This is a genomic window from Bradyrhizobium sp. P5_C11_2, from assembly GCF_054049755.1.
In genome coordinates, this window is sequence record NZ_JBFULT010000055.1 from 1 (window position 1) to 22,321 (window position 22,321).

The 22,321-nt window shown below is 65.1% G+C and carries 18 protein-coding genes and 1 pseudogene; 10 read left to right on the top strand and 9 right to left on the bottom strand.

The features are described 5' to 3' along the window. Positions 1 to 48 precede the first annotated feature (48 nt). Both ACXJL8_RS08590 and ACXJL8_RS08595 read right to left on the bottom strand, forming a co-directional pair. On the bottom strand, positions 49 to 1,419 hold the full coding sequence (locus tag ACXJL8_RS08590) for a peptidoglycan DD-metalloendopeptidase family protein (RefSeq protein ID WP_456621170.1): 1,371 nt from the start codon (positions 1,417 to 1,419) through the stop codon (positions 49 to 51). Between the two features lie 110 nt (positions 1,420 to 1,529). After that, the gene (locus ACXJL8_RS08595; protein WP_456621169.1) at positions 1,530 to 2,222 is read right to left on the bottom strand and encodes a peroxiredoxin; all 693 of its coding nucleotides are present in this window, start codon (positions 2,220 to 2,222) and stop codon (positions 1,530 to 1,532) included. 195 nt (positions 2,223 to 2,417) lie between these two features. Between ACXJL8_RS08595 and ACXJL8_RS08600 the strand changes: the two genes are divergently transcribed. Next, complete coding sequence (locus tag ACXJL8_RS08600; RefSeq protein ID WP_456621168.1) at positions 2,418 to 6,230, top strand: YhdP family protein; 3,813 nt, start codon at positions 2,418 to 2,420, stop codon at positions 6,228 to 6,230. A 251-nt stretch (positions 6,231 to 6,481) separates the two neighbouring features. Here ACXJL8_RS08600 and ACXJL8_RS08605 read toward each other — a convergent pair whose 3' ends face one another. Continuing rightward, positions 6,482 to 8,176, bottom strand: coding sequence for a methyl-accepting chemotaxis protein (locus ACXJL8_RS08605; RefSeq protein WP_456621167.1), 1,695 nt, complete (start codon positions 8,174 to 8,176; stop codon positions 6,482 to 6,484). 64 nt (positions 8,177 to 8,240) lie between these two features. On the opposite strand from ACXJL8_RS08605, the gene ACXJL8_RS08610 reads away from it, so the two are divergent. Continuing rightward, positions 8,241 to 8,480: a hypothetical protein gene (locus ACXJL8_RS08610; protein WP_456621166.1), complete on the top strand. Its 240-nt coding sequence runs from the start codon at positions 8,241 to 8,243 to the stop codon at positions 8,478 to 8,480. A 59-nt stretch (positions 8,481 to 8,539) separates the two neighbouring features. Here the strand turns inward: ACXJL8_RS08610 and ACXJL8_RS08615 are convergent, their stop codons facing one another. The 3 genes from ACXJL8_RS08615 to tyrS all read right to left on the bottom strand — a co-directional run bounded on the left by ACXJL8_RS08615 (position 8,540) and on the right by tyrS (position 11,780). Next, the gene (locus ACXJL8_RS08615; RefSeq protein WP_456621165.1) at positions 8,540 to 8,977 is read right to left on the bottom strand and encodes a DoxX family protein; all 438 of its coding nucleotides are present in this window, start codon (positions 8,975 to 8,977) and stop codon (positions 8,540 to 8,542) included. 220 nt (positions 8,978 to 9,197) lie between these two features. Continuing rightward, a complete protein-coding gene (locus tag ACXJL8_RS08620) occupies positions 9,198 to 10,469 on the bottom strand; it encodes an MFS transporter (RefSeq protein WP_456684856.1) in 1,272 nt (423 codons plus the stop codon). A gap of 57 nt (positions 10,470 to 10,526) precedes the next feature. Continuing rightward, positions 10,527 to 11,780, bottom strand: a complete 1,254-nt coding sequence (gene tyrS, locus ACXJL8_RS08625; RefSeq protein WP_456621163.1) for a tyrosine--tRNA ligase — start codon at positions 11,778 to 11,780, stop codon at positions 10,527 to 10,529. A gap of 165 nt (positions 11,781 to 11,945) precedes the next feature. Here tyrS and ACXJL8_RS08630 point away from each other — a divergent pair, with 165 nt between their 5' ends. The 3 genes from ACXJL8_RS08630 to ACXJL8_RS08640 all read left to right on the top strand — a co-directional run bounded on the left by ACXJL8_RS08630 (position 11,946) and on the right by ACXJL8_RS08640 (position 14,171). Beyond that, positions 11,946 to 13,049, top strand: coding sequence for an anhydro-N-acetylmuramic acid kinase (locus ACXJL8_RS08630; RefSeq protein ID WP_456621162.1), 1,104 nt, complete (start codon positions 11,946 to 11,948; stop codon positions 13,047 to 13,049). A 111-nt stretch (positions 13,050 to 13,160) separates the two neighbouring features. Beyond that, positions 13,161 to 13,838 carry a glutathione S-transferase family protein gene (locus tag ACXJL8_RS08635; RefSeq protein WP_456621161.1) on the top strand — a complete coding sequence of 226 codons (678 nt, stop codon included), beginning with the start codon at positions 13,161 to 13,163 and terminating at the stop codon, positions 13,836 to 13,838. A 9-nt stretch (positions 13,839 to 13,847) separates the two neighbouring features. Then, complete coding sequence (locus tag ACXJL8_RS08640; RefSeq protein ID WP_456621160.1) at positions 13,848 to 14,171, top strand: DMT family transporter; 324 nt, start codon at positions 13,848 to 13,850, stop codon at positions 14,169 to 14,171. On the opposite strand, the gene ACXJL8_RS08645 is transcribed toward ACXJL8_RS08640, so the two are convergent. From ACXJL8_RS08645 to ACXJL8_RS08655, 3 genes are all read right to left on the bottom strand, one after another. Further along, positions 14,168 to 14,680, bottom strand: a complete 513-nt coding sequence (locus ACXJL8_RS08645; RefSeq protein WP_456621159.1) for a DUF1697 domain-containing protein — start codon at positions 14,678 to 14,680, stop codon at positions 14,168 to 14,170. The two genes, ACXJL8_RS08640 and ACXJL8_RS08645, sit on opposite strands and share 4 nt — an antisense overlap. A gap of 7 nt (positions 14,681 to 14,687) precedes the next feature. Continuing rightward, positions 14,688 to 15,335, bottom strand: a complete 648-nt coding sequence (locus ACXJL8_RS08650) for an alpha/beta hydrolase (protein ID WP_014495555.1) — start codon at positions 15,333 to 15,335, stop codon at positions 14,688 to 14,690. 370 nt (positions 15,336 to 15,705) lie between these two features. Continuing rightward, on the bottom strand, positions 15,706 to 16,659 hold the full coding sequence (locus ACXJL8_RS08655) for a LytTR family DNA-binding domain-containing protein (protein WP_456621158.1): 954 nt from the start codon (positions 16,657 to 16,659) through the stop codon (positions 15,706 to 15,708). A 44-nt stretch (positions 16,660 to 16,703) separates the two neighbouring features. Here ACXJL8_RS08655 and ACXJL8_RS08660 point away from each other — a divergent pair, with 44 nt between their 5' ends. The 5 genes and pseudogenes from ACXJL8_RS08660 to ACXJL8_RS08680 all read left to right on the top strand — a co-directional run. Then, a complete protein-coding gene (locus ACXJL8_RS08660; protein WP_456621157.1) occupies positions 16,704 to 17,897 on the top strand; it encodes an acyltransferase family protein in 1,194 nt (397 codons plus the stop codon). A gap of 51 nt (positions 17,898 to 17,948) precedes the next feature. Then, positions 17,949 to 19,088, top strand: coding sequence for a cysteine desulfurase family protein (locus tag ACXJL8_RS08665; RefSeq protein ID WP_456621156.1), 1,140 nt, complete (start codon positions 17,949 to 17,951; stop codon positions 19,086 to 19,088). 116 nt (positions 19,089 to 19,204) lie between these two features. Beyond that, positions 19,205 to 20,701 (top strand): Fe-S cluster assembly protein SufB, encoded by a 1,497-nt coding sequence (sufB, locus tag ACXJL8_RS08670; RefSeq protein ID WP_456684857.1) that lies wholly within the window; start codon positions 19,205 to 19,207, stop codon positions 20,699 to 20,701. A gap of 130 nt (positions 20,702 to 20,831) precedes the next feature. Further along, positions 20,832 to 21,581, top strand: a complete 750-nt coding sequence (gene sufC / locus ACXJL8_RS08675; protein ID WP_456621154.1) for a Fe-S cluster assembly ATPase SufC — start codon at positions 20,832 to 20,834, stop codon at positions 21,579 to 21,581. Positions 21,582 to 21,593: 12 nt separating this feature from the next. Continuing rightward, positions 21,594 to 22,321 (top strand): annotated as a pseudogene (locus tag ACXJL8_RS08680) (Fe-S cluster assembly protein SufD); the annotation flags it as partial.

A 22,321-nucleotide genomic window follows, 5' to 3' on the forward strand; every position in this document is an offset into this window, starting at 1 on the left:
CCTCGTGCCTGAAGCGCCATGCATGCTTGGTGAAGGTAGAGGCCGGTTCTAGCCCGCGCTCAGGCGGACGCCGGCGCGCAGGAACTTCTGCGGATCGACTGCCTCGCCGTCGATGCGGGTTTCATAGTGCAGATGCGGACCGGTGGAACGTCCCGTCGATCCGACCAGCCCGACCACCTGGCCGATCTTCACGATCTCGCCGACCTTCACATTGATCTCGGAGAGATGGCCGTAGCGGGTCGCAAGTCCATTGCCGTGGTCGACCTCGATCATGCGGCCGTAGCCGCCGGACCAGCCGGCCGAGACCACCTTGCCGTTTGCGGTGACGCGAACGGGATCGCCGGTGGCGGCGCGGAAGTCGAGGCCGGTGTGCATCGCAGGCCGGCCGAGGAAGGGATCGCTGCGTACGCCGAAGCCGGAGGTGAACTCGACCTCGCCGATGACGGGCTTGCGATAGGGCACCAGCGCCAGCGTGCGGTTGAGACGGTCCATCTCGGCGCGGGTGACGTTGATGCGATTGAGCTGCTTCTCGAACGGCCCGGCATTGGCCGTCAGCTTGACCGGTACAAAGGGTCCGCCCATCGCGGTGCGCGGCACGGCGGATTCGAGGCTGGCGAGGTTCAGGCCGAGATCGCTGACCACGCCGCGCATCCGGCGCATGCGCGAGTCCATGCCTTCCTCGACGGCGCTGAGCGCCGCCATCTGGCGACGTTCGACCTGATCGAGCGAGGTCTGGAGCCGGACCAGAACGTTGTCAAAACCCTGGTTCTTGGCGAACTGATTGGCCTGTGGGGCCATGACGGCCGGCGCGCGCGACTCGAGCCGCGCTTCGCGATCCGGCGGCGCCACGAAGATCACGGTGTCGCTGATCGGCGACGGCTTTGGCGTGCCCTGCGTTGTGCTCTGGCCGGCATCGCCACGCTGCGGGGCCGAACGGGGAATGGACCCCGTCACGTCGGGCATGGCGCCAAGCGCCGTGGCCCGGGACTCCAGCGCCGTCTGGCGCTTCATGATCTGGTCGAGCTTCTGGTCGAACTGCTCCTGGTCGAGCAGCTGCCGGCTGGTGGTGCGGTCAACCTTGGCGCGCAGCTCGGAGATGCGGTCCTCATAGGCGTATTGCATCTCGGCCTGGCGGGCGATCAGCCGGGTCAGGACGTCGTCGCGAAAAGCAAAGTAGGTGGCGGTCGCGGCCGACCAGAGGCCGAGCAGCACGACCGTGCCGACCACGATCCAGAACACCACGGGCCCGAAGCGGACCTGCTTGCCGGCGTGGACGATGGTGTAGGCGTCGTCGGTGGCGGGAAGGGGAATCGCGGCGGCGGCTGCCGCCGCGGCAGCAGCACGCCGGTGGAAGGCCCGTCCGTGATCGTGAGAATGATGTTGGGGGTACTGCGAATATTGGGCAGAACTTTTCGACATCGGCACTCCCGCGCCGGTCGGATGAGTCCGTACGGCCTAATTGCCGCAGCAATCTGGGCTGGTCATGGTTAATTTTCCGGAAACGGGAACAGTCGAATTTAACGGGCTGGTTAAAGACTTCTTGCCGCCGCCAGCACCTCGTCGGCGTGGCCATCGACGCGCACGTTGCGCCAGACCTTGGCCACCTTGCCATCGGCGCCGATCAGCACCGTGGTGCGAAGAATCCCGAGGAAAGTCTTGCCGTACATAGACTTTTCGCCCCAGGCGCCATAGGCCTCCAGCATCTCATGTTGCTCATCCGAGATCAGAGCGACGCCGAGACTGTGCTTGTCGCGGAACTTCTCCTGCGCCTTTAACGGATCGGCGGAGATGCCGAGCACGGTCGTGCCAGCCGCGGCGAAGGCGTCAGCCAATCGCGTGAAGTCGATGGCCTCCCGGGTGCAGCCCGGCGTGTCGGCGCGGGGATAGAAGAACAGGACGATCTTCTGGCCGGGATAATCCGACAGCGTCACCACGCTGCCGCCGTCGCGGGGCAGGCGGAAGGCGGGGGCCTTGCGGCCCTCGGTCAGGGCAGCCTTCGCCGCTGCCGCGGGCGGGGAGGCCGATTTGGAGGAATTTAACTGTTTCGATGCGGCCCCATGCGATGCTGCTTTTGCTATGGTCCTGGTTGATTTGCTTGCCGGTGTCCGCTGTGTTTTCGCTGGCTTTGTTTGAGTCGATGCCCGTGTCGTTGGGGCCTTCTTTTTAGCCGTCGGACTGCCGGAGGGCGTTTTGGACGATTTCTTTCGGGATTTCTTGGACATACGCCTTCCTTTCGTCGCTTTCGGYGGGTCAACCAAAGCGGTATTGCAGCTCTCGTCCGGAAAGCCGGATTCGCGCCCTCGGCTGGGCAAGTCTGACGGCGCCGGAGTATGGTTACAAGGAATTCCACGCACCACCCCACTGCTCGTTGAACGCGCTCCCGGGGCGAAATGACGAACAGCAGGAATATTCGAGGTATGGCGGCAACGCCGGGGCGGGGAGCTTCGATCCCCGTCGACGGCTGCGGTCCCGGCGGCGCTCAATCCTACGACGGGCGCCTGTATCGAGAGGCAATGGCAAGGAATACGTCGCCCCAGGATCACAATCGCGATTTCGATCGGCGCGGCGGCGGACAAGAGCCGCCGGGATGGGACGAGGCCGACTGGGATCCGGATCAGGAAGAGGCGGCGGGCCATCGGGCGCGCCGACTGCTGTCTCGTTCCAATTCGGGCATCCATCGCTTCGGTGACGGCTTCGGATCGTTGCGGCGGTGGCTGGCGGCTGACCGCTGGCTCAAGCGCCTGGTCGTCGTCGTCGGTGCTCTCGCCGTCATCTTCATCGGCTGCTTCGGCGCGCTGTGGTGGCGGCTCGGCGCCGGTCCCATCAATCTCGACATCGCGACGCCATGGCTAGCGGCGGCGATCGAGGACAATATCGGTCACGGCAATACCGTTGAGGTCGGCGGCACCCAGATCGAGCGCGCCGGGCGGATTCGGATCGCCGTGCGCATCCGCGACATCATCGTGCGCGACCAGGACCATGCCATCGTCGCCACCGCGCCGAAGGCGGAGGTGAAGCTGTCGGGGGCTGGTCTCCTGATGGGGCACCTGCGCGCGGAAAGCCTCAATCTCGTCGATGCCGAGCTTGCGATCCGGATTGCGCCCGACGGGACCGTCACGGTGTCCGCCGGCGACACCGCAAAACCGCTCGCAACCGGCGTCGCGTCAAAGAAGGACGCGGGCCTGCCGCCGACATTCCCGCGTAACGGTGTCCCGCCGCCGCCGTTCGCGACGGCGCCCGCGAGCCCGGACGCATCCCAGGCCGCGCCTCAGGCGACCGCACAGAGCGGAATTCTTCAGGGCCTCGACTGGCTCGACAGTTTGAGTATGACCGGCCTCGACGGCCAGAACCTCAACGAGATCGGTCTGAAGAACGGCAATCTGATCGTCGACGATCAGCAGCGCGGCAGCAAATGGTCGTTTGAGAACATCAGTCTCAGCCTGCGCCGGCCGAGTCGTGGCGGCGTCACGCTCAGCGTCGGCGAAGAGGGCGCGCGGCCGTGGTCGCTGCGCGCCACGATCGGGCCGGCCGAGAATGGTGTGCGCTCGGTCGACATCCGCGCCGACAAGGTCTCGACCTCCAACATCCTGCTGGCGCTGCGGGTGAAGGACCTCACCTATACCGCCGACCTGCCTTTGACCGGCGAGCTCAAGGGCGAGCTTGGCCGTGATGGCGTGCCGACCTTCTTCCGCGGCAAGATCGCGATCGGCTCCGGCAACATCATCGACACCGACACGCCGGACTATCCRATGGCGATCGACTCGGCCGAGATCAACGTCGAGTGGGACTCGAACAGGCGGGTGCTGGTTGCGCCCTTCAAGATCCTCTCGGGGGCCAACCGCGTCACGCTGCTTGCCCATCTCGAACCGCCCAACGGCGCCAGCAACGACTGGCAGCTCGGCTTCAGCGGCGGCTCGATCCTGCTCGGCGGCATCGACAATGAGCCGCCGCTGGTCTTCAACCGCATTGCGATCGGCTTCCGTTTCGACACCGACCACAAGCGGCTGCTGCTGACGCAGGCCGATATCTCCAATGGCGAGATCGGCGTCGCCGGTACCGGCGCCATCGACTATTCGGGCGAGCCGCGGCTGACGCTGGGCTTTGCGGGAACGCCGATGTCGGCCTCCGCCCTGAAGCGGATGTGGCCGACGCTGATCGTGCCGGAATTGCGCGAGTGGGTGATCGAGCGGATCGAGCGCGGCACGCTCCAGCGCATCGAGATCGGCGTCAATTCGCCGACGAGGAACCTGCCGCGCAAGGGCCCGCCCATTCCCGACGACGGCCTCTCGGTCAACATCGTGGCAAGCGGCGTCGCGGTCCGCCCCGTGGACGGCATGCCGGTGGTGCACGACGCCGATTTGAAGGCACGCGTGACCGGGCGTACGGCCACCGTGAATATCGGGCAGGGCATTGCCGATACGCCCGCCGGCCGCAAGATCACGATCTCCGATTTCACCTTCGAGGTGCCGGACATGGCGCCAAAACCGTCGCCGTCGCGGACCAAGTTCCGCGCCGAGGGACCGGTGCCGGCGGCGGCGGAAATCATGGCCAATGATCGCCTGAGCGATCTGTCGGCGACCACCGTCGATCCCAACACCAGCAAGGGAACGTTCTCGGCGAACATCCAGCTGGGCCTGCCGGTCAAGGGCGAGCTGACCAAGGCCGACACCACTTACGTCGTCGCCGCCGATCTCAACGGCTTCGCCGCCGACAAGCTGGTGATGAACCAGAAGCTGGAGGCCAACAATCTCAAGATCGTCGCCAACAACCAGGGCTATCAGGTCAAGGGCGACGTCAAGATCAACGGGCAGGCGGCCTCGCTCGACTATCGCAAGCCGGCTGAGGGCGACGCGGACGTCAGATTGCAGGCGACGCTGGACGATGCGAGCCGCGCGCGCCTCGGCTTCGACCTCAGCCCCGCCGTCAGCGGCTCCCTGCCGATCAAGCTCTCGGGCAAGATCGCCAGCGGTGCCGACCAGACGACCAAGCTCGGCGTCGAGGCGGACCTGACATCAGTGAAGCTCGACAACATTCTTCCCGGCTGGGTCAAGCTGCCGGGCAAATCGGGCAAGGCCAGCTTCAAGGTGGTGCCGACGGCGCAATCGACACGTTTCGAGGACATCGTCATTGAGGGCGGCGGCGCCTCGATCAAGGGCTCGCTCGAGGTCGACCCGAACGGCGACCTCATGAATGCGAACTTCCCGACCTATTCGCCGTCCGACGGCGACAAGACGTCGTTGAAGGTGGAGCGCGGTCAGGACGGCGTGGTGCGCGGCACCATGCGCGGCGACGTGTTCGACGGCCGCGGTTTCCTGAAGTCGGCGATCTCAGGCAATTCCAAGGATGACGGCAAGAGCAAGCTGAAGAACGTCGATTTCGACATCGACGTGAAGCTCGGCGCGGTCGCCGGCTTCAACGGCGAGGCGATGCGCAGCGTCGACGCCAAGATGTCGAAACGCAGTGGCGCCATCAAGGCCTTCACGCTGAGCGGCAAGATCGGTCGCGACACGCCGGTGGCAGCCGACCTGCGCGGCGGCCGCGCGCAGGGCGCCCGCGAGGTGATTTATCTCCAGACCAGCGACGCCGGTGCGCTGCTGCGCTTCACGGACACCTACACCAAGGCCATCGGCGGGCAGATTGTGGTGGCGATGGAGCCGCCGGCGCCGGAATCTTCGACACCCAGGGAAGGCCTGATCAACCTCCGCGACTTCACGGTGAAGGGCGAGGCGCAGCTCGAGCGCGTCGCCGCGGGCGCGCCCAACGGGACCGGCAGCGGCGTTTCCTTCAGTGCTTTGCGTGCGGAATTCACCCGGCAGAACGGTGCGCTCACGATCCGCGATGGCGTGGTCAAGGGACCGATGATCGGCGCCACCATCGAGGGCTCGATCGACTATCCCGGCAACCAGGTGTGCATGAGCGGCACCTTCGTGCCGATGTATGGCGTCAACAACATCTTCGGCCAGATCCCGTTGTTCGGCATCTTCCTCGGCGGCGGCAACAACGAGGGCTTGATCGGCGTCACCTACGAGGTCGTCGGCACGCCCGCCGCGCCGGTGATGCGCGTCAATCCGATCTCGGCGATGGCGCCCGGCCTGTTCCGCAAGATCTTCGAATTCAACACCGGCAAGCAGAACTCGCCGTTTGACGAGTTGCCGTCGCAGCAGTCGGGCGATGGCTCGACCGGATCGACGCGGCAGCTGTCGAGCGGCTGCACCCTCGCGCGGCGATAGCGGCGGGGCTGTTTTCGTCGAGTGCGATCAAGTCGGGCCGCTGCCAGGAAGTAGGTACGCTCCCTCCCTCGCTTGCGGAGGAGGGTTGGGGAGAGGGTGTCTCCGCAATCGAGAACCCCCAAGAGGAGAGAGCCCTCACCCGGTGCTTCGCGCCAACCTCTCCCGCAAGCGGGAGAGGTTCAGGCCCCGCTGCGCGACCCTGCGGGCTTAACCCAGCGCGACATTCTCGGTAGGACCCGCGCTGCGTCAGCTTACGCCGCGCGGACGCCGGCGAGGAAGGTGCCGACTTCGCCGGAGAGCTGCTCGGCCTGCTTGGAGAGGTTCGAGGCGGCGGCAAGCACCATGCCGGCGGCGTTGCCGGTCTCGTTGGCCGCGGTGCTGACGACGCCGATATTGGTGGTGACTTCCTTGGTCGCCTCCGCCGTCTGCGAGACGCTGCGGGCGATCTCGGCGGTGGCGGCACCTTGCTCCTCGATCGCGGCGCCGATCGAGGTCGCGATCCGGCTGACTTCCTCGATGGTGGCGGTGATGCCGCCGATGGCGTCCACGGCTTCCTTGGTGGCGCCCTGGATCTGCGCGATCTTGTCGCCGATCTCGCGGGTCGCCTCCGCGGTCTGGCTCGCGAGCGACTTCACCTCGGAGGCGACCACGGCAAAGCCGCGGCCGGCTTCGCCGGCGCGCGCGGCCTCGATGGTGGCGTTGAGCGCGAGCAAATTGGTTTGCGCGGCGATGCTCGAGATCAGTTCGGCGACATGCTCGATCTGCTGGGCGCCGTCGGACAGCGCGCGCACGATGGTGTCGGTGCGGCGCGCGCTGTCGACCGCGCGTCCCGTGACCTCGGCGGACTGCGCCACCTGGCGGCTGATCTCGGTGATGGAGGAGGAGAGCTCCTCGGCGGCGGCCGCGACCGTCTGGACGCGCTGGCTGGCCTCGGTGGCGGCCGAGCCGACCACGGCGGCGCGCTGGTTGGTGCCTTCGGCGGTCGACGACATCGACTTTGCGGTGGTCTCCAGTTCGCCCGAGCCTGAGGCCATCAGGCCGACGAGCTGGCCGACCGAGGCGTCGAAGCGGTCGGCGAGCGCGATCAGGGCGTCGCGCTTCTCCTGCTCGCTGCGGGTCTTGATGGCGGCCTGCTCGGCCTCCAGCGTGCGCGCCGTCAAGGCGGTCTGCCGCAGCACTTCGAGCGTCTCGGCCATGCGGCCGATCTCGTCGCCGCGGCCGGTCTCCTCGACCGGCTGGTCGATGGCGCCTTCGGAGATCTCCTGCATGCGGTTCTTCTGGCGGTCGAGCGCGCCGAGCACGTCGCGGGCGATCAGCCAGGACAGCGTGGCCATCAGCAGCATCAGGCCGATGCCGATCGCGCCCAGCTCCAGCGTCAGCGCGCGCACGTCGGCGTCGATGTCGTCAACATAGAGGCCGTAGCTGAGCGTCACGTTCCAGGGCGCGAATTTGCGGGTGAAAACGGTCTTGCGGACGGGCTCGGTCTGGCCGGGGCGGGGATAGAGGTAGGAGGCCACGCCGCCCTGGGGATTCTGAGTGGCGGTGTTCATGATCGCGTCGGCGATCAGGACGCCATTGGAGTCGATGGCGCCGGTGATCTTGCCTTCGAGCTGCTGATTGGCACCGTTCACAAACAGCGAGATGTCGGCATTGTAGACGACCGGGTAGCCCTGGCCGCCGTTGAAGCTCATGCGGCGGCCGCGCTGGTGGAACTGGGCCTTGGCTTCGGCCTGCGTCAGCTTGCCGGCAGCGACCTCGTCCTGGAGCGCTTGCGCGAGGTTGTAGAGCAGTTCCACCGCGGTCCGCATCTGCTGGACGCGGTCCTCCATCATGCGGCTCTTGCTGAGGACGGACGATACTCCGATGATGGCGGTAATCGTGAGTGCCGCGAGACAGACCATGCTGGTGAGCTTGGTGCGGATCTTCAGATGACTCAGCAGCTTCATCGCGGCCTCTACGGAACGGTTGTTATTGCTCGCGTCGGTAGCATGAAGTTCTTACCAATCATGAATGGACGCATGCGGCGTGCTGCCGCGCGCGCAACATGCGCAGCCGCGTGCGCAAGCGTGCAGGCAAAAGGCGGTGCCCCGGTTGGGGCCGGTTCATGTGGTGGAGCAAAATGATTTTGGAGTGTCGTGGCTATCCAGCCTGGCCGGAGCGGCAATGAACCGATTCGTTCATCGCATCATCATGTCCGTGCTGCTCGTAGCAGCGCTGGCCGTGATCTGGAACCTGCTGGGGGCACGCTGAGACGGCACCGGCAAACCTGCCGGCGCCGTCTTGTTGCTTGCGGGTGAATTGCGGGCGCGTCAGCGCCGCGCGTAGGCGCCGTCCGCTGCTTCGCTGTCCTTGCCCATCAGCACATCGACGCTGACCGCGCCGCCGCCGGCTGCCGCGAGATAGAGGCAGGCGAAGCAGAACAGGATCGCGGCGGTGCCGCCATTGAGCAGCGGCAGGAACACTGGCGAGCCCGTCTTGAGCATGTGGCCCATGAAGTAGGCGAAGGCCATTTCGCCCGACAGGATGAATGCCGAGAGCCGCGTGAACAGGCCGAGCATCAGGGTCGCCCCGAGCACCAGCTCGAGCGTACCGGCCGCGTAGATCAGCGGCGGGATGTCGGCGAAGTAGGGAAGCACCGGAAACTTGAACAGCTTGGCGACGCCATACTGGAACAGCAAGAGGCCGGTGATGAAGCGAAACAGGCTCAACAGAGCCGGCTGAAAGCGAGCGAGATAGGGAAAGTTCATTGGTTTGTGCCCTCCATCCAATGCTGCGACTTGGACCGCATTCGGTTCCGCCCTGCAAGACGCCCACGCCCAATTCGAGCTGACATTTTCGTCATGTTGGGCATAACACCGCAGGCTGGGATTTTAGCCCCACGGCATCACATTTTTTGCGTGTGTCCGGCGTCGCGTCAGTCCGTAATTTCCCGGTGACGCGCGAGGATGCAGGTTACCTCTGAGACACCTAGCGCCGCAGGGCGGGAACCACCAGGAACGGGATCATCCCGAGCACCACGCTCRCAAGTGCGAAGGCGAGCAGCGCGTTGTAGCCGTGGGTCGCGTCGTGGATCAGGCCACCGCTCCAGGAGCCGAACGCCGAGCCGAGGCCGCTGCCGATCGAGATGGTGCCGTAGATGGTGCCCACGCGCTTGCCCTGAAAGATCCGCATCGCGGTCGCGCTGATCAGCGGGCCGCGCGAGCCCATCATGCTGCCGAAGCAGACGACGAAGCCGGTGAGCAGAAGGATGTTCGGCCAATATTGCAGCAGCCAGAGCAGGACGATACCGAGGATCGAGATCGCGTAGCTCAGCAGCACGGAGGGCCGGCGCCCGATCAGCCCGTCGAGCGCGGAGACCCCCAACATGCCGAACACCAGCACGACGCCCGAGAAGCCCCAGGCGGTGGCGGCCTGGAGCGGCGGAAAGCCGGCGTCGATCAGATAGGCCACGATCTGGGCTGCGATCGCATACATGCCGACCGCGGTGAAGAAGAAGGTCGAGAACAGCGCCCAAAAGGCGTGGTGGCGCAACGCGCCCAGAAGCGTCCAGCCGTTGTCGACAAAGCGAGGATCGGTCTTCTTCACGACATGCGGCGAGCCCGAGGCGAACAGCCGCCACGGCAGGAGCATCAGCGGAAGCAACAGGGCCAGTGCCGCGAATCCGAACAGCTGGTAGGTGTCGCGCCAGCCGATGCCATCGATCAGGAGCTGCGAGGCCGGCAGCAGCGCAAGCACGCCGCCACCCATCGCCGAATACACCACCGACATCGCGGTCGGCAGGCGCGGCCCGAACCAGCGACCGAGCAGGATCGAGTTCGGCACGATGCCGATGAAGGCGACGCCGATGCCGACGCATAGGCCGATCGAGAGCTGGAACTGCCACAGATGCTGTGCGTGCGCCGCAATCAGGAATGCCGCGCCGAGCAGCAGCAGCCCGAGCGCATAGACGATGCGCGGTCCGGAATGATCGAACAGCCGTCCGACGAAGGGGGCGGTGAGACCGCTCGCGAGCCAGGTGAGGGAATAGACCGAGACGATCTGGGCGCGGTCCCAGCCAAAACTTTCCGAGATCGGCTTCAGGAAAACCGTAAAACTGTCGCCGAGCCCACGGCCCAGCACGGCCAGCGTGAAGCAGAGAGCGAGCACCGTGAGAGCGATGCGCACGGCGCCTTGCGGTGTCGCCGCGGCGCCATCCTTGATCGCTTCCTTGCGCGTTTCCTTGGGCGTGTTCTGATCCATTGCCGATCAGGGAGCGCGCATCGGCGCGCCCTGACAAGCAGCGAAAAGCTCATACGCCTATGCAGGCTTGATGAGGATGTGCTTCTTCTTGCCGAACGACAGCTTGATCACGCCTTCCGGCGTCAGGTTGGCCGCCGAGAGCGCCATCTTCTCGTCGGTGACGGACTCGTCATTGACGCGCAGGCCGCCGCCCTTGATCTGGCGCCGCGCCTCGCCGTTGGAGGCGACGAGGCCCGCTCTGACGAAGGCGTTGAGCACGCCGAGGCCTGCATCCAGCTCGCCGCGCGGAATTTCCACCGTGGGCAGGCTCTCCGCCAGCGCACCTTCCTCGAAGGTCCGGCGCGCGGTCTCGGCGGCCTCGTTGGCGGCGTCGCGGCCGTGCAGCAGCGCGGTCGCCTCGGTGGCGAGCACCTTCTTGGCCTCGTTGATCTCCGAGCCCGCGAGCGCCTCGAGCTTCCTGATCTCGCTCATCGGCAGCGTCGTGAACAGCTTCAGGAATTTGCCGACGTCGGCGTCCTCGGTGTTGCGCCAGTACTGCCAGAAATCATACGGCGAGAACTGGTCGGCATTGAGCCACACCGCGCCTTGCGCGGTCTTGCCCATCTTGGCGCCCGACGCCGTGGTCAGCAGCGGTGTCGTCAGCGCAAACAGTTGATGTGTGCCCATGCGGCGGCCGAGATCGACGCCCATGATGATGTTGCCCCACTGGTCGGAGCCGCCCATCTGCAAGCTGCAGCCGGTGCGCCTGGCGAGCTCGACGAAGTCGTAGGCCTGGCAGACCATGTAGTTGAACTCGATGAAGCTCATCTCGTGCTCGCGCTCGAGGCGCAGACGCACGGAGTCCATGGTCAGCATGCGGTTGACCGAGAAATGCCGGCCGACGTCGCGCAGCATCTCGATCCAGTTGAGCTTGGTCAGCCATTCGGCATTGTCGAGCATGATGGCGTCGCTCTTGCCATCGCCATAGCGCAGCACCTTGGCGAACACGCCGCGGATCGAGGCCTTGTTCGCCTCGATCTCGGCGACGGTACGGATCGCGCGGGTCTCGTCCTTGCCGGAGGGGTCGCCGACCATGGTGGTGCCGCCGCCCATCAGCGTGATCGGCTTGTTGCCGGACTGCTGGAGCCAGTGCAGCATCATCATGGTCAGATAGTTGCCGATATGCAGCGAGCGGGCGGTACAATCATAGCCGACATAGGCGGTCGCCTCGCCCTTGGCGGCGAGTGCGTCGAGCCCCTCGAAATCGGAGCACTGGTGGATGAATCCACGTTCCTGCAGGGTATTGAGGAAATCCGATTTAAATGCAGTCATCTGTCGGCGTGCCTGACAATTCTTGGTTTACTGTTTTGGGAGCAATTTAAGGGTCTTCCGTGGGAACTCGATTGCCGCCCGCCACTTGGCGCTGAGGCATTATAAGATGTGTCCCTCTGGCACAAGATCGGCATGCCAGAGTGGGGTCTAAGAGGACGCTGATCCATGATGTTGACGGCACTCGGTTTGATGAGCGGCACCTCGCTGGACGGGGTGGACATTGCGCTGATCGAAACCGACGGAAAGCAGGTGAAGGCGTTCGGACCGTCCGGCTACCGGCCCTATAGCCCGGCCGAGCGCAATCTGCTGCGCCAGGCGCTCAGCGAGGCCGTGCACCTGCCGCAGCGCGATGCCCGGCCCGGGATTTTGGCCGAGGCCGAGCGCGCGGTGACGCTGGCGCATGCCGAGGCGGTGGCCGCCTTCGTCGCCCAGAACCGGATGAAGCCGGAAGACATCGACATCGTCGGCTTCCATGGCCAGACCGTGCTGCACCGCCCTGAGCGGCGGCTCACGGTCCAGATCGGCGATGCGCCGGCTCTGGCGAGAGCGATCCATATCCCCGTGATGCATGATTTCCGCGCCGCCGACGTCGAGGCCGGTGGCCAAGGCGCGCCCTTCGTGCCGGTCTATCACCGGGCGCTGGCCCAGTCGCTGGAGCGCGAAGGGCCGATCGTGGTGGTYAATATCGGCGGCGTCTCCAACATCACCTATATCGACGGTAACGACACGCTGATCGCCTGCGACACCGGGCCGGGCAACGCGCTGCTCGACGATTTCATGTACCGGACCATGAACCAGGCGTTCGACGCGGAAGGCAAGTTCGCCGCGCTCGGCAAGGCGGACGAGGCGTGGATCGCGCGGGCGCTGGAGCTGCCGTTCTTCGCACTGCCGCCGCCGAAATCGCTCGACCGCAACGATTTTGCCGCGCTCAGGCTTGGCGATGTGCCGCCGGCCGACGGCGCCGCGACGCTCACCGCCTTCACCGCCGCGGCGATCGCCCGGATCATCCCGCTATTGCCACGGCGGCCGCGGAGCTGGATCGTCTGCGGCGGCGGCGCACGCAACCTCACCATGCTGCGCATGCTGCGGGAGCGGGTGGGGTCGGCCACCGTCGAGGCCGCCGAGACGCTGGGCTGGGCCTCCGACGCCATCGAGGCGCAGGCCTTCGGCTTCCTCGCCGCGCGCGGCCTGAAAGGGCTGCCGCTGTCCTATCCGGCCACCACGGGCGTGCCGATGCCGATGACCGGCGGGGTGATGGCGCGGCCCTGAGGTCCAGGCCTTGAGATCAAGGTCGGTTGATGCAGGTGCATTGATCTTGACGGTTCGATGCAAGTGCATCTATATTCGATGCAACTGCATCCAACCGCCGGGATCATCGCCATGACCGCTTCACTGAAACTGATCAGCCATAAGCTCTGTCCCTACGTGCAGCGCGCGGTAATCGCGCTCAAGGAGAAGGGGGTGCCGTTCGAGCGGGTCGACATCGATCTCGCCAACAAGCCCGACTGGTTCCTGAAACTTTCGCCGCTCGGCAAGGTGCCGGTGCTGGTCGTGACGACGGAGAAGGGCGAGGTCGCGCTGTTCGAGAGCAACGTGATCTGCGAGTACATCGAGGAGACGCAAGCAGGCCTCAAGCTGCATCCGGCGGATGCGTTGAAGCGCGCCGAGCATCGCGCCTGGATGGAGTTCGGCTCGGCGGTCCTCGGCGATCTCTGGGGGCTGGAGACGACGACGGATCCGGCGACGTTCGAAAGCAAGCGTCAGGCGCTTGCGGCGAAATTCGCGCGTGTCGAAGCCGCGCTCGGCACAGGCCCGTTCTTCGCGGGCGAAGCATTCAGCCTGGTCGATGCCGTGTTCGCACCCGTCTTCCGCTATTTCGATCTGTTCGACGAACTGACCGAGCACGGCATCTTCAAGGATGTGCCGAAGGTCCGCGCCTGGCGCGCGGAGCTTGCGAGGCGTCCGAGTGTGCGCACCGCGGTCGGCGCCGACTATCCGCAATTGCTGCGCGCGTTCCTGGTGCGCCATGACGCGCATCTGCTCAAGCTCGCCGCCTGAGCCGCGCCGATGTCGCCATCCCTGGCCTGGCTGATGCTCGTGATCGCAGGCCTCCTCGACGTCGGCTGGGCGATCTCGATGAAATATGCGGAAGGCTATACGCGGCCCGGCTGGAGCATCGCCTCGCTGGTGCTGCTCGCCGCCTTCGTCTTCCTGCTCGGGCGGGCGCTGAAGGTGCTCGAGGTCGGCGTCGCCTATTCGGTGTGGACCGGCATCGGTGCGGCCGGCACTTTCGTCGTGGGCGTCGTGCTGTTCGGGGAGACGCTGAGTGCAATGAAGATCGCCGGGATCGTGCTGGTGCTGACAGGGATCGCCGCGCTGAAGCTGGCCTAGAGCTCCGCGGCCATCCGCGCCAGCGTCGCGATCGTGTTCATGTTGCGCGCGGTGCCGGTTTTCGCGGCGGGAATGACGAGCTTCGATGTCCCTATGCCGTCGCCATAATGCACGTAGATCTCACGGCGGCCGAGGCGCAGCTCCTCGTCCTTCTGGCCGCGAATCCCGGACAGCGCGTCAGCGGGCGGGGCCTTGTCGAGGAAGATCGCAACCGTGCGGTTGGGCGCCGCCTTCGGAAAGGGATTGTCGGCCGCGACTTGCGCCATTTCGGCTGCGCTGCGCACGAGCACGCCAAGCGGCGCACCGGCGTAGGCTTGGAGGCGCTTTTCGAGTGCGGACTTGATCGCAGCTTCCGATTTGCGGCTGGTGAAGACGACGTTGCCGCTGGCGATATAGGTGCGGACAGCGGCAAAGCCGAGCTCCTCGCACATCGCCTTGAGCTCGCTCATCGCCAGCTTGCCGGTGCCGCCGACATTCACGGCACGCAGCAAGGCGACGAACGAGCCCATTGGGGCCTCAGCGCACGTTGGCGAGACGCATGTCGAGATAGGCCGTGATGGTTTCCATCAGCGGCTCGAGCTTGGCGTCGAAAAAGTGGTTGGCGCCGGGGATGACCTGCTGGTCGATCACGATGCCCTTCTGCGTCTTCAGCTTCTCGACCAGCGTGTTGACGTCCTTGGGCGGCACCACCGCGTCCTTCTCGCCGTGCACGATCAGACCCGAGGACGGGCAGGGCGCGAGGAACGAGAAATCATAGAGGTTGGCCGGAGGCGCGATCGAGATGAATCCCTCGACCTCGGGACGGCGCATCAAAAGCTGCATGCCGATCCAGGCGCCGAAGGAGAAGCCGGCGACCCAGCAGGCGCGCGCTTCGGGATTGATGGTCTGCGCCCAGTCGAGGGCTGCGGCGGCATCCGACAATTCACCGGTGCCGTGATCGAACGAGCCCTGGCTGCGGCCGACGCCACGGAAGTTGAAGCGCAGCACGGAGAAGCCGCGATGCGCGAAGGCGTAGTAGCACTGGTACACGATCTGATGATTCATCGTGCCGTGGAACTGCGGATGCGGATGCAGGATCATCGCGATCGGCGCGTTCTTCTGCTTGGCCGGATGGTAGCGGCCTTCGAGACGGCCAGCAGGGCCGGTGAAAATGACTTCAGGCATGGATGATCTCTTGATTGATCCCTTGAAGGCGCTCCTCAGCAATCCACCGATTGTGCGGACTGCGTCGGCTGCTCTGCCGAGCAAACCGCGAATGGAAGGGTGGAGCGGCGCCCTCGGATGATGCGCGAGCGGCGCGCGGTGAACTGACGCGCGCGTTCTAGCATGAGGCGTGGGTCAAAAAGCAAGCATCTTCGACATCTCTCAATGGGCTCAAGAGTTTAGCTGGTCATAGCCGCGTCCTGGGCGACCGCGCTCGCCGCTGCCGGGGTCGAACAGAGTGAGGACGACGATTGGCGTTGCGCCCATGCGCCTTCGGCAACCAATTGGAATCACGATTGTTTATCGGTCGTTGGACGATCCCGGTGGCGATTCACGCGGGCTCGGAACGGCCTCCCAGCGTGGCGACCGACGGCCGGTAGCGGCGGCTGCCCCCCAGGGTCTGCCCGTTGTCAAATGTAAGCTCGAAATCGCCTGACGGCTTGAAGTCCACGCCAATCACCCGGCCGAGATTGGCAAGCCTGGTCCGGTGAACGCGCGCGATGGCGAAGCGGGCCAGCTCGCTTTCGGTTGCGGCAAGCGTGCCCCGGATCAGGTGCCGAGTGCCGTTAGCGAGGCTGTATTCGATGTAGTTGCCGGCAGAGGCGACCCACAGGATGTCGCGCGGTGCGACACGAATGCGGCTCGTGCCGTCCCGGAGCCAGATCAAATCGAGGGACGGTTGCTGCAGCGGAGCGACCGGTATGGACATAGCCGCGCGTGCGGCCTTCCGCAGCTCACGACGGCTTTCGATCAGCCAGAGCGTTCCGCCCAGCAGCAAAGCCGTCGCGGTATCCTTGCGGAACTCGTACAGGACCACCGCGAGCGAGAAATGGAAGTCGTAGGCGCCTCCAGCGAGCCAGAGCACGAGTTTCCGGAGCCATACCATGCCGATGATGTGGAGTGTCGAGAAGCCGAGCAGGGCAACCGCACCGATTCCAATCTGCGCCGCCAGGCCCGGTGTCCGGCGCATGCGCCGGACGGCCAGCACCAGGATCGGCACCAGCAGCAGGATGACGATGATGCTCGACAACTCCCAGAACAGCCGCCGGCCGACATCGTAGCTGTCGCCGCGCCAGGCGGCGTCCTGTGCACCGGATAGCGCATTGACGATTCCGATGGCGAGCGCAACGACCGCGATCGCACCGAACATCGTCGAGTCGCCGCGACTGATCCCGCGGCGCCAACCGCTCGTCCCGGCCGACGACGCCTCATCCCCTCCCGTTCGGTCCTGATCCCAAACCGTCTCGACCCGCTCCGTTTCGGGGGCATTTTGCGTGTCAGCCATGGCCCGAAGACCGCCTTTGTCGTCCCGTCAAGGAGCAGAATACCATGTCAACACCGCAGCAAGTTTCGACCTCGGAACGGCGCATCGATCTGGATTGGGTGCGGATTTTAGCCTTCGGGCTGCTGATCTTCTACCACGTCGGCATGCTCTACGTGTCCTGGGGATTTCACATCAAGAGCCAGCACCGGCTGATATGGCTTGAGCCGGTGATGCTGTTCCTCAATCCCTGGCGACTGTCGCTGCTGTTCCTGGTGTCCGGGGTCGCCACCCGCTTCATGCTGGGAAAGTACCGCCTGGCCGAATTCGCCCGCGCGCGGTCGGTGCGGCTGCTGATCCCGCTGATCTTCGGCATGCTCGTGATCGTGCCGCCGCAGTCCTACCTCCAGATCGTCGAAGCCCTCGGCTACCCCCAGGGTTTCGCCGACTTCTACGTCCAACACTACCTGGCGTTCGGTTCGCAGTTCTGTCCGAACCCCTGCATCGTGCTGCCGACCTGGAACCATCTCTGGTTCGTGGTCTATCTCTGGGTCTACACGATGGCGTTGGTTGGCGTGCTGGTCTTTTGGCCGGCGGCCGCAGCCTGGCTTGGCCAGCGGCTGGCCGCCTTGCTGGCCGGACCGTGGCTCCTGATACTGCCGTGCCTGCTGTTTGCGGTTTGGCGGCTGCTGTTGTTCCCGACCTTTCCGTCGACGCATGCGCTGTTCGGCGACTGGTACAATCACGCGGACCATGCCACCGCGTTCCTGATCGGCTTCCTGCTCGCAAACCAGGAGCGCATCTGGCGCGACATCGAGCGGCAGCGACGGGTGATGCTGGCGATCGCAGCCGCTTGCTTCACTGCCTTCATCCTCGTTCGTGCCGGCTTGTTTGCACCGTCGCCGATGCTGAGGTGGTTCGCCAGCTCGGCCTATGGCTGCTACCAATGGCTCGCCATGGCCGCGGTGCTCGGCTATGCGCGGCGCTATTTGACGGCCGATGGCCCCGTGCGCCGCTACCTGACCGACGCGATCTTTCCCTATTACATCGTGCATCAGACCGCGATCATCATGATCGCGCACGCGCTGCGGGGCAGCGGACTGTCAGCCGGAAACGAAGCCGCCATCGTGGTTGCCGGTACCGCGCTCACCTGTCTGGTCACCTACGAGGTCGTGCGGCGGATCGCCTGGCTGCGGCCGCTGTTCGGACTCCGGAAGGAGGCCCGATCCCCGGTCCGGATTGCGCAGCAGCAGCCGGCCTGATGTGCGCCAGGCCTCGATTGGCGCGCTGGCAAAAGGTGCTAAGAGGGCGACATGCCTGGCCGCGTCTATCTCGACTGGAATGCGACGACCCCGCTCCGCGCCGGTGCGCGGGCTGCGATGCTGGCTGCCTACGACCTGATCGGCAATCCATCCTCGGTCCATGCCGAGGGGCGCGAGGCGCGACGGCTGGTCGAGGACGCCCGTGTCGCGCTTGCGGCAGCGGTGGGGGCGCTGCCGCGGAACGTCGTCTTCACCTCCGCCGGAACCGAGGCCAATGCGCTGGCGCTGTCGCCCGGCCTCCGCGGCCAGTCGGGGCGGCCGGTGCAGCGGCTCCTGGTCTCGGCGATCGAGCACGCCTCGGTGCTGTCAGGCGGCCGGTTCCCGGCCGATGGCATCGCCCAGGTCAAGGTTACGCGCTCCGGYGTGGTCGATCTCAACCATCTGAGGACGCTGCTGAGCGACGGTCCACCGGCTCTGGTCTCGATCATGGCGGCCAACAACGAGACCGGCGCGATCCAGCCGGTCGCGGAGGCTGCCGGCATCGTTCACGAAGCCGGGGGTCTCCTGCACGTCGACGCGATCCAGGTGATTGGAAAAATTCCATTCAATATCAATGCCATAGGCGCAGACCTTGCGACCTTTTCTGCGCACAAGATCGGTGGCCCCAAGGGTATTGGCGCGCTGGTGGTGGCGGAGGGGATTACGGGGCTGGAACCGGTGCTGAGAGGGGGCGGGCAGGAGCTCAACCGGCGAGCGGGAACCGAGAATGTCGCCGGCATCGCCGGCTTCGGTGCGGCGGTGAAGGCGGCGCTTCAGGCTCTGCCTGAGGATATGGAACGCATGGTAAGCCTCAGAGATCGCTTGGAACAGGGCATCCGCGCCATGGCGGGCGCGACCGTTTTCTCGGATGATGTGGAGCGGTTGCCAAATACCGTTCTGTTCACAGCACCTGGTCTGAAGGCCGAGACCGCTGTGATCGGTTTTGACCTTGAAGGTATCGCAGTATCGTCAGGCTCGGCCTGTTCCTCGGGAAAGGTGCAGCCGTCTCACGTGCTGTCGGCGATGGGGTTCGACCCGGCCACCGCCCAGGGAGCGGTGCGCCTCAGTCTGGGCTGGTCCACGGGACCGGATGACATCAATACGACGTTAGAGGCTTGGCGAAAGCTCGGTAATACCCTACTTAAGGGTTAAGCGATGAAACACGGCTTGAACGGTTCTAAGCACGTGCGTCCCGCCAAGAAACATCGTAATAGTCGTCCGAGTTTGATGATCCACCGCGGTCCTTGAAACCGCGAGCGGAGGATGGAATGCCAGCCGTACAAGAGACGGTCGAGCGCGTGAAGCGCATCGACGTCGACCAGTATCGTTATGGGTTTGAGACCCTGATCGAGTCCGACAAGGCCCCCAAGGGGCTGTCGGAAGAAACCGTCAAGTTCATCTCCGAGAAGAAGAACGAGCCCGCCTGGATGCTCCAGTGGCGGCTCGAGGCCTATCGGCGCTGGCTGACGATGATTGAGCCGACCTGGGCCCGCGTCGACTATCCCAAGATCGACTTCCAGGACCTCTATTATTATTCGGCACCGAAGCCGAAGAAGACGGTCTCCTCGCTCGACGAGATCGATCCCGAGATTCTGAAGACCTACGAGAAGCTCGGCATTCCCCTGCGGGAAGTCGCGATGCTCGAAGGCGTCGAGCCCAAGGTGGGCGAGGAAGACCCGGCCCGGCGCAAGATCGCGGTCGACGCGGTGTTCGACTCGGTTTCGGTTGCGACCACCTTCAAGGCGGAGCTGAAGAAGGCCGGCGTGATCTTCATGCCGATCTCGGAGGCGATCCGCGAGCATCCCGAGCTGGTGCAGAAATATCTCGGCTCCGTGGTGCCGACCTCGGACAATTTCTACGCGACGCTGAACTCGGCGGTGTTCTCCGACGGCTCGTTCGTSTWCGTGCCGMMKGGCGTKCGCTGCCCKATGGAGCTGTCSACCTATTTCCGCATCAACGAGCGCAACACCGGCCAGTTCGAGCGCACGCTGATCATCGCGGACAAGGGCTCCTACGTCAGCTATCTCGAAGGCTGCACCGCGCCGCAGCGCGACGAGAATCAGTTGCATGCCGCCGTGGTCGAGCTCGTGGCGCATGATGACGCCGAGATCAAATATTCGACGGTGCAGAACTGGTACCCGGGCAACTCGGAAGGCAAGGGCGGCATCTACAATTTCGTCACCAAGCGTGGCGACTGCCGCGGCGACCGCTCCAAGATCTCCTGGACCCAGGTCGAGACCGGCTCCGCCATCACCTGGAAGTATCCGAGCTGCATCCTGCGCGGCGATAACTCGAGCGGCGAATTCTATTCGATCGCGATCTCGAACGGCTACCAGCAGGTCGATAGCGGCACCAAGATGATCCATCTCGGCAAGAACACGTCGAGCCGCATCATCTCCAAGGGTATTGCCGCCGGCAAGTCGCAGAACACCTATCGTGGGCTCGTGACGGCGCATCGCAAGGCGACAGGCGCGCGCAACTTCACCGCCTGCGATTCCCTGTTGATCGGCGACAAATGCGGCGCGCACACCGTGCCCTACATCGAGGCCAAGAACTCGTCGGCGACGTTCGAGCACGAGGCAACCACCTCGAAKATCTCCGAGGATGTGCTGTTCTACTGCGTCCAGCGCGGCCTCAGCCAGGAGGAGGCCGTCGGTCTCGTCGTCAACGGCTTCGTCAAGGACGTGCTCCAGCAGCTCCCGATGGAGTTCGCGGTGGAAGCGCAGAAGCTGATCTCGATCTCGCTGGAAGGATCGGTCGGTTAGCTCCGGCTTCATCCCGGGGAGGCCGCGGCGGCGGCCGTCTCGAAGGATGACATCGGAATGATTGTTGGCCTCATCCTTCGAGACGCGCCTTTGGCGCTCCTCGGGACGAGTGGATAGATGGAACAAGATTATGGCTTTGCTTGAAGTGAAAGACCTGAAGGTTCGTGTCGAGGAGCGTGAGATTCTCCACGGGCTCACGCTGTCCGTGAACGAGGGCGAGATCCACGCGATCATGGGGCCGAACGGCTCCGGCAAGTCGACGCTGTCGCACGTCATCGCCGGCAAGCCCGGTTATGAAGTCACTGACGGCCAGATCCTGTTCAGGGGCGAGGACCTGCTGGAGATGGCTCCTGAGGAGCGCGCCGCGAAGGGCGTGTTTCTGGCGTTCCAGTATCCGGTCGAGATTCCCGGCGTCACCACCATGAATTTCCTCCGCACCGCACTAAATGCCCAGCGCAAGGCGCGCGGCGAGAGCGAACTGATGGTGCCGGACTTCCTCAAGAAGGTCCGCGAGGTCTCCAAGTCGCTCAACATCCCGCAGGACATGCTCAAGCGCGGCGTCAATGTCGGCTTCTCCGGCGGCGAGAAGAAGCGCAACGAAGTGCTGCAGATGGCCCTGTTCGAGCCGAGCCTGTGCATCCTCGACGAGATGGATTCGGGTCTCGACATCGACGCGCTGCGGATTGCGGCCGACGGCGTCAACGCGCTGCACTCGCCCAAGCGCGCGATGGTCGTGATCACCCATTATCAGCGGCTGCTCAACTACATCGTGCCTGATTTCGTGCACGTGATGTCGAAGGGCCGCGTCGTGAAGAGCGGCGGCAAGGAACTGGCGCTGGAGCTGGAAGCGTCCGGCTATGTCCAGTTCGAGGACGCGTAAGGATTGTTTGCGATGAACGTTGCTGTGGCAAAGACCGGGAGCGGCCGCGCGGTGAGCGATCTCTTCACCAGCGCAGAAGGCCGGCTGCCTGGTTCGCCGGCGGTGGTCGCGGTGCGCCGCGAGGCCTTCGAGACCTATGAGCGTCTCGGCCTGCCGCACCGCCGGATCGAGGAATGGAAATACACCGATCTGCGCGCCCTGGTCGGCGAGGTGCTGCCGCTGGCCGCCGCGCCCGATGCGGCCGCGCTGAAGCGCGCTGCCGAGGCGGTGAAGGCGCACGCGATCGCGGGCGCCCGCAAGCTGGTGCTGGTCGATGGCGTGTTTTCGGCCGATCTCTCCGACGTCAAGGCTCTCGGCTCCGAGGTGGGCTTCAAGACGTTGCGGGAGACGCTGGCGACCGATGCCGGTCTCCTGACGACGGCGGCCACCGATGCCGTGATCGCGCTGAATGCGGCGATGGCGACGGATGGCGTCGTGCTGTCGATCGCCGACGGCGCGCAACTGTCCGTGCCCGTGCAGATCATCCATGTTGCGACCGCTGCTTCCGCATCGGCGTTCACCCGCTCGCAGGTCGCGGTCGGGAAGGGTGTCCGTGCCACCATCATCGAGAGCTTTGTCGCGGCCGGCGCCACGGCCTATCAAGTCCATGACGCCGTGCTGATCTCGATCGGCGACAACGCCGATGTCGCGCTTGTCCGCCTGATGGACGATGCGCCTGACGCGGTGAACATCACCTCGCA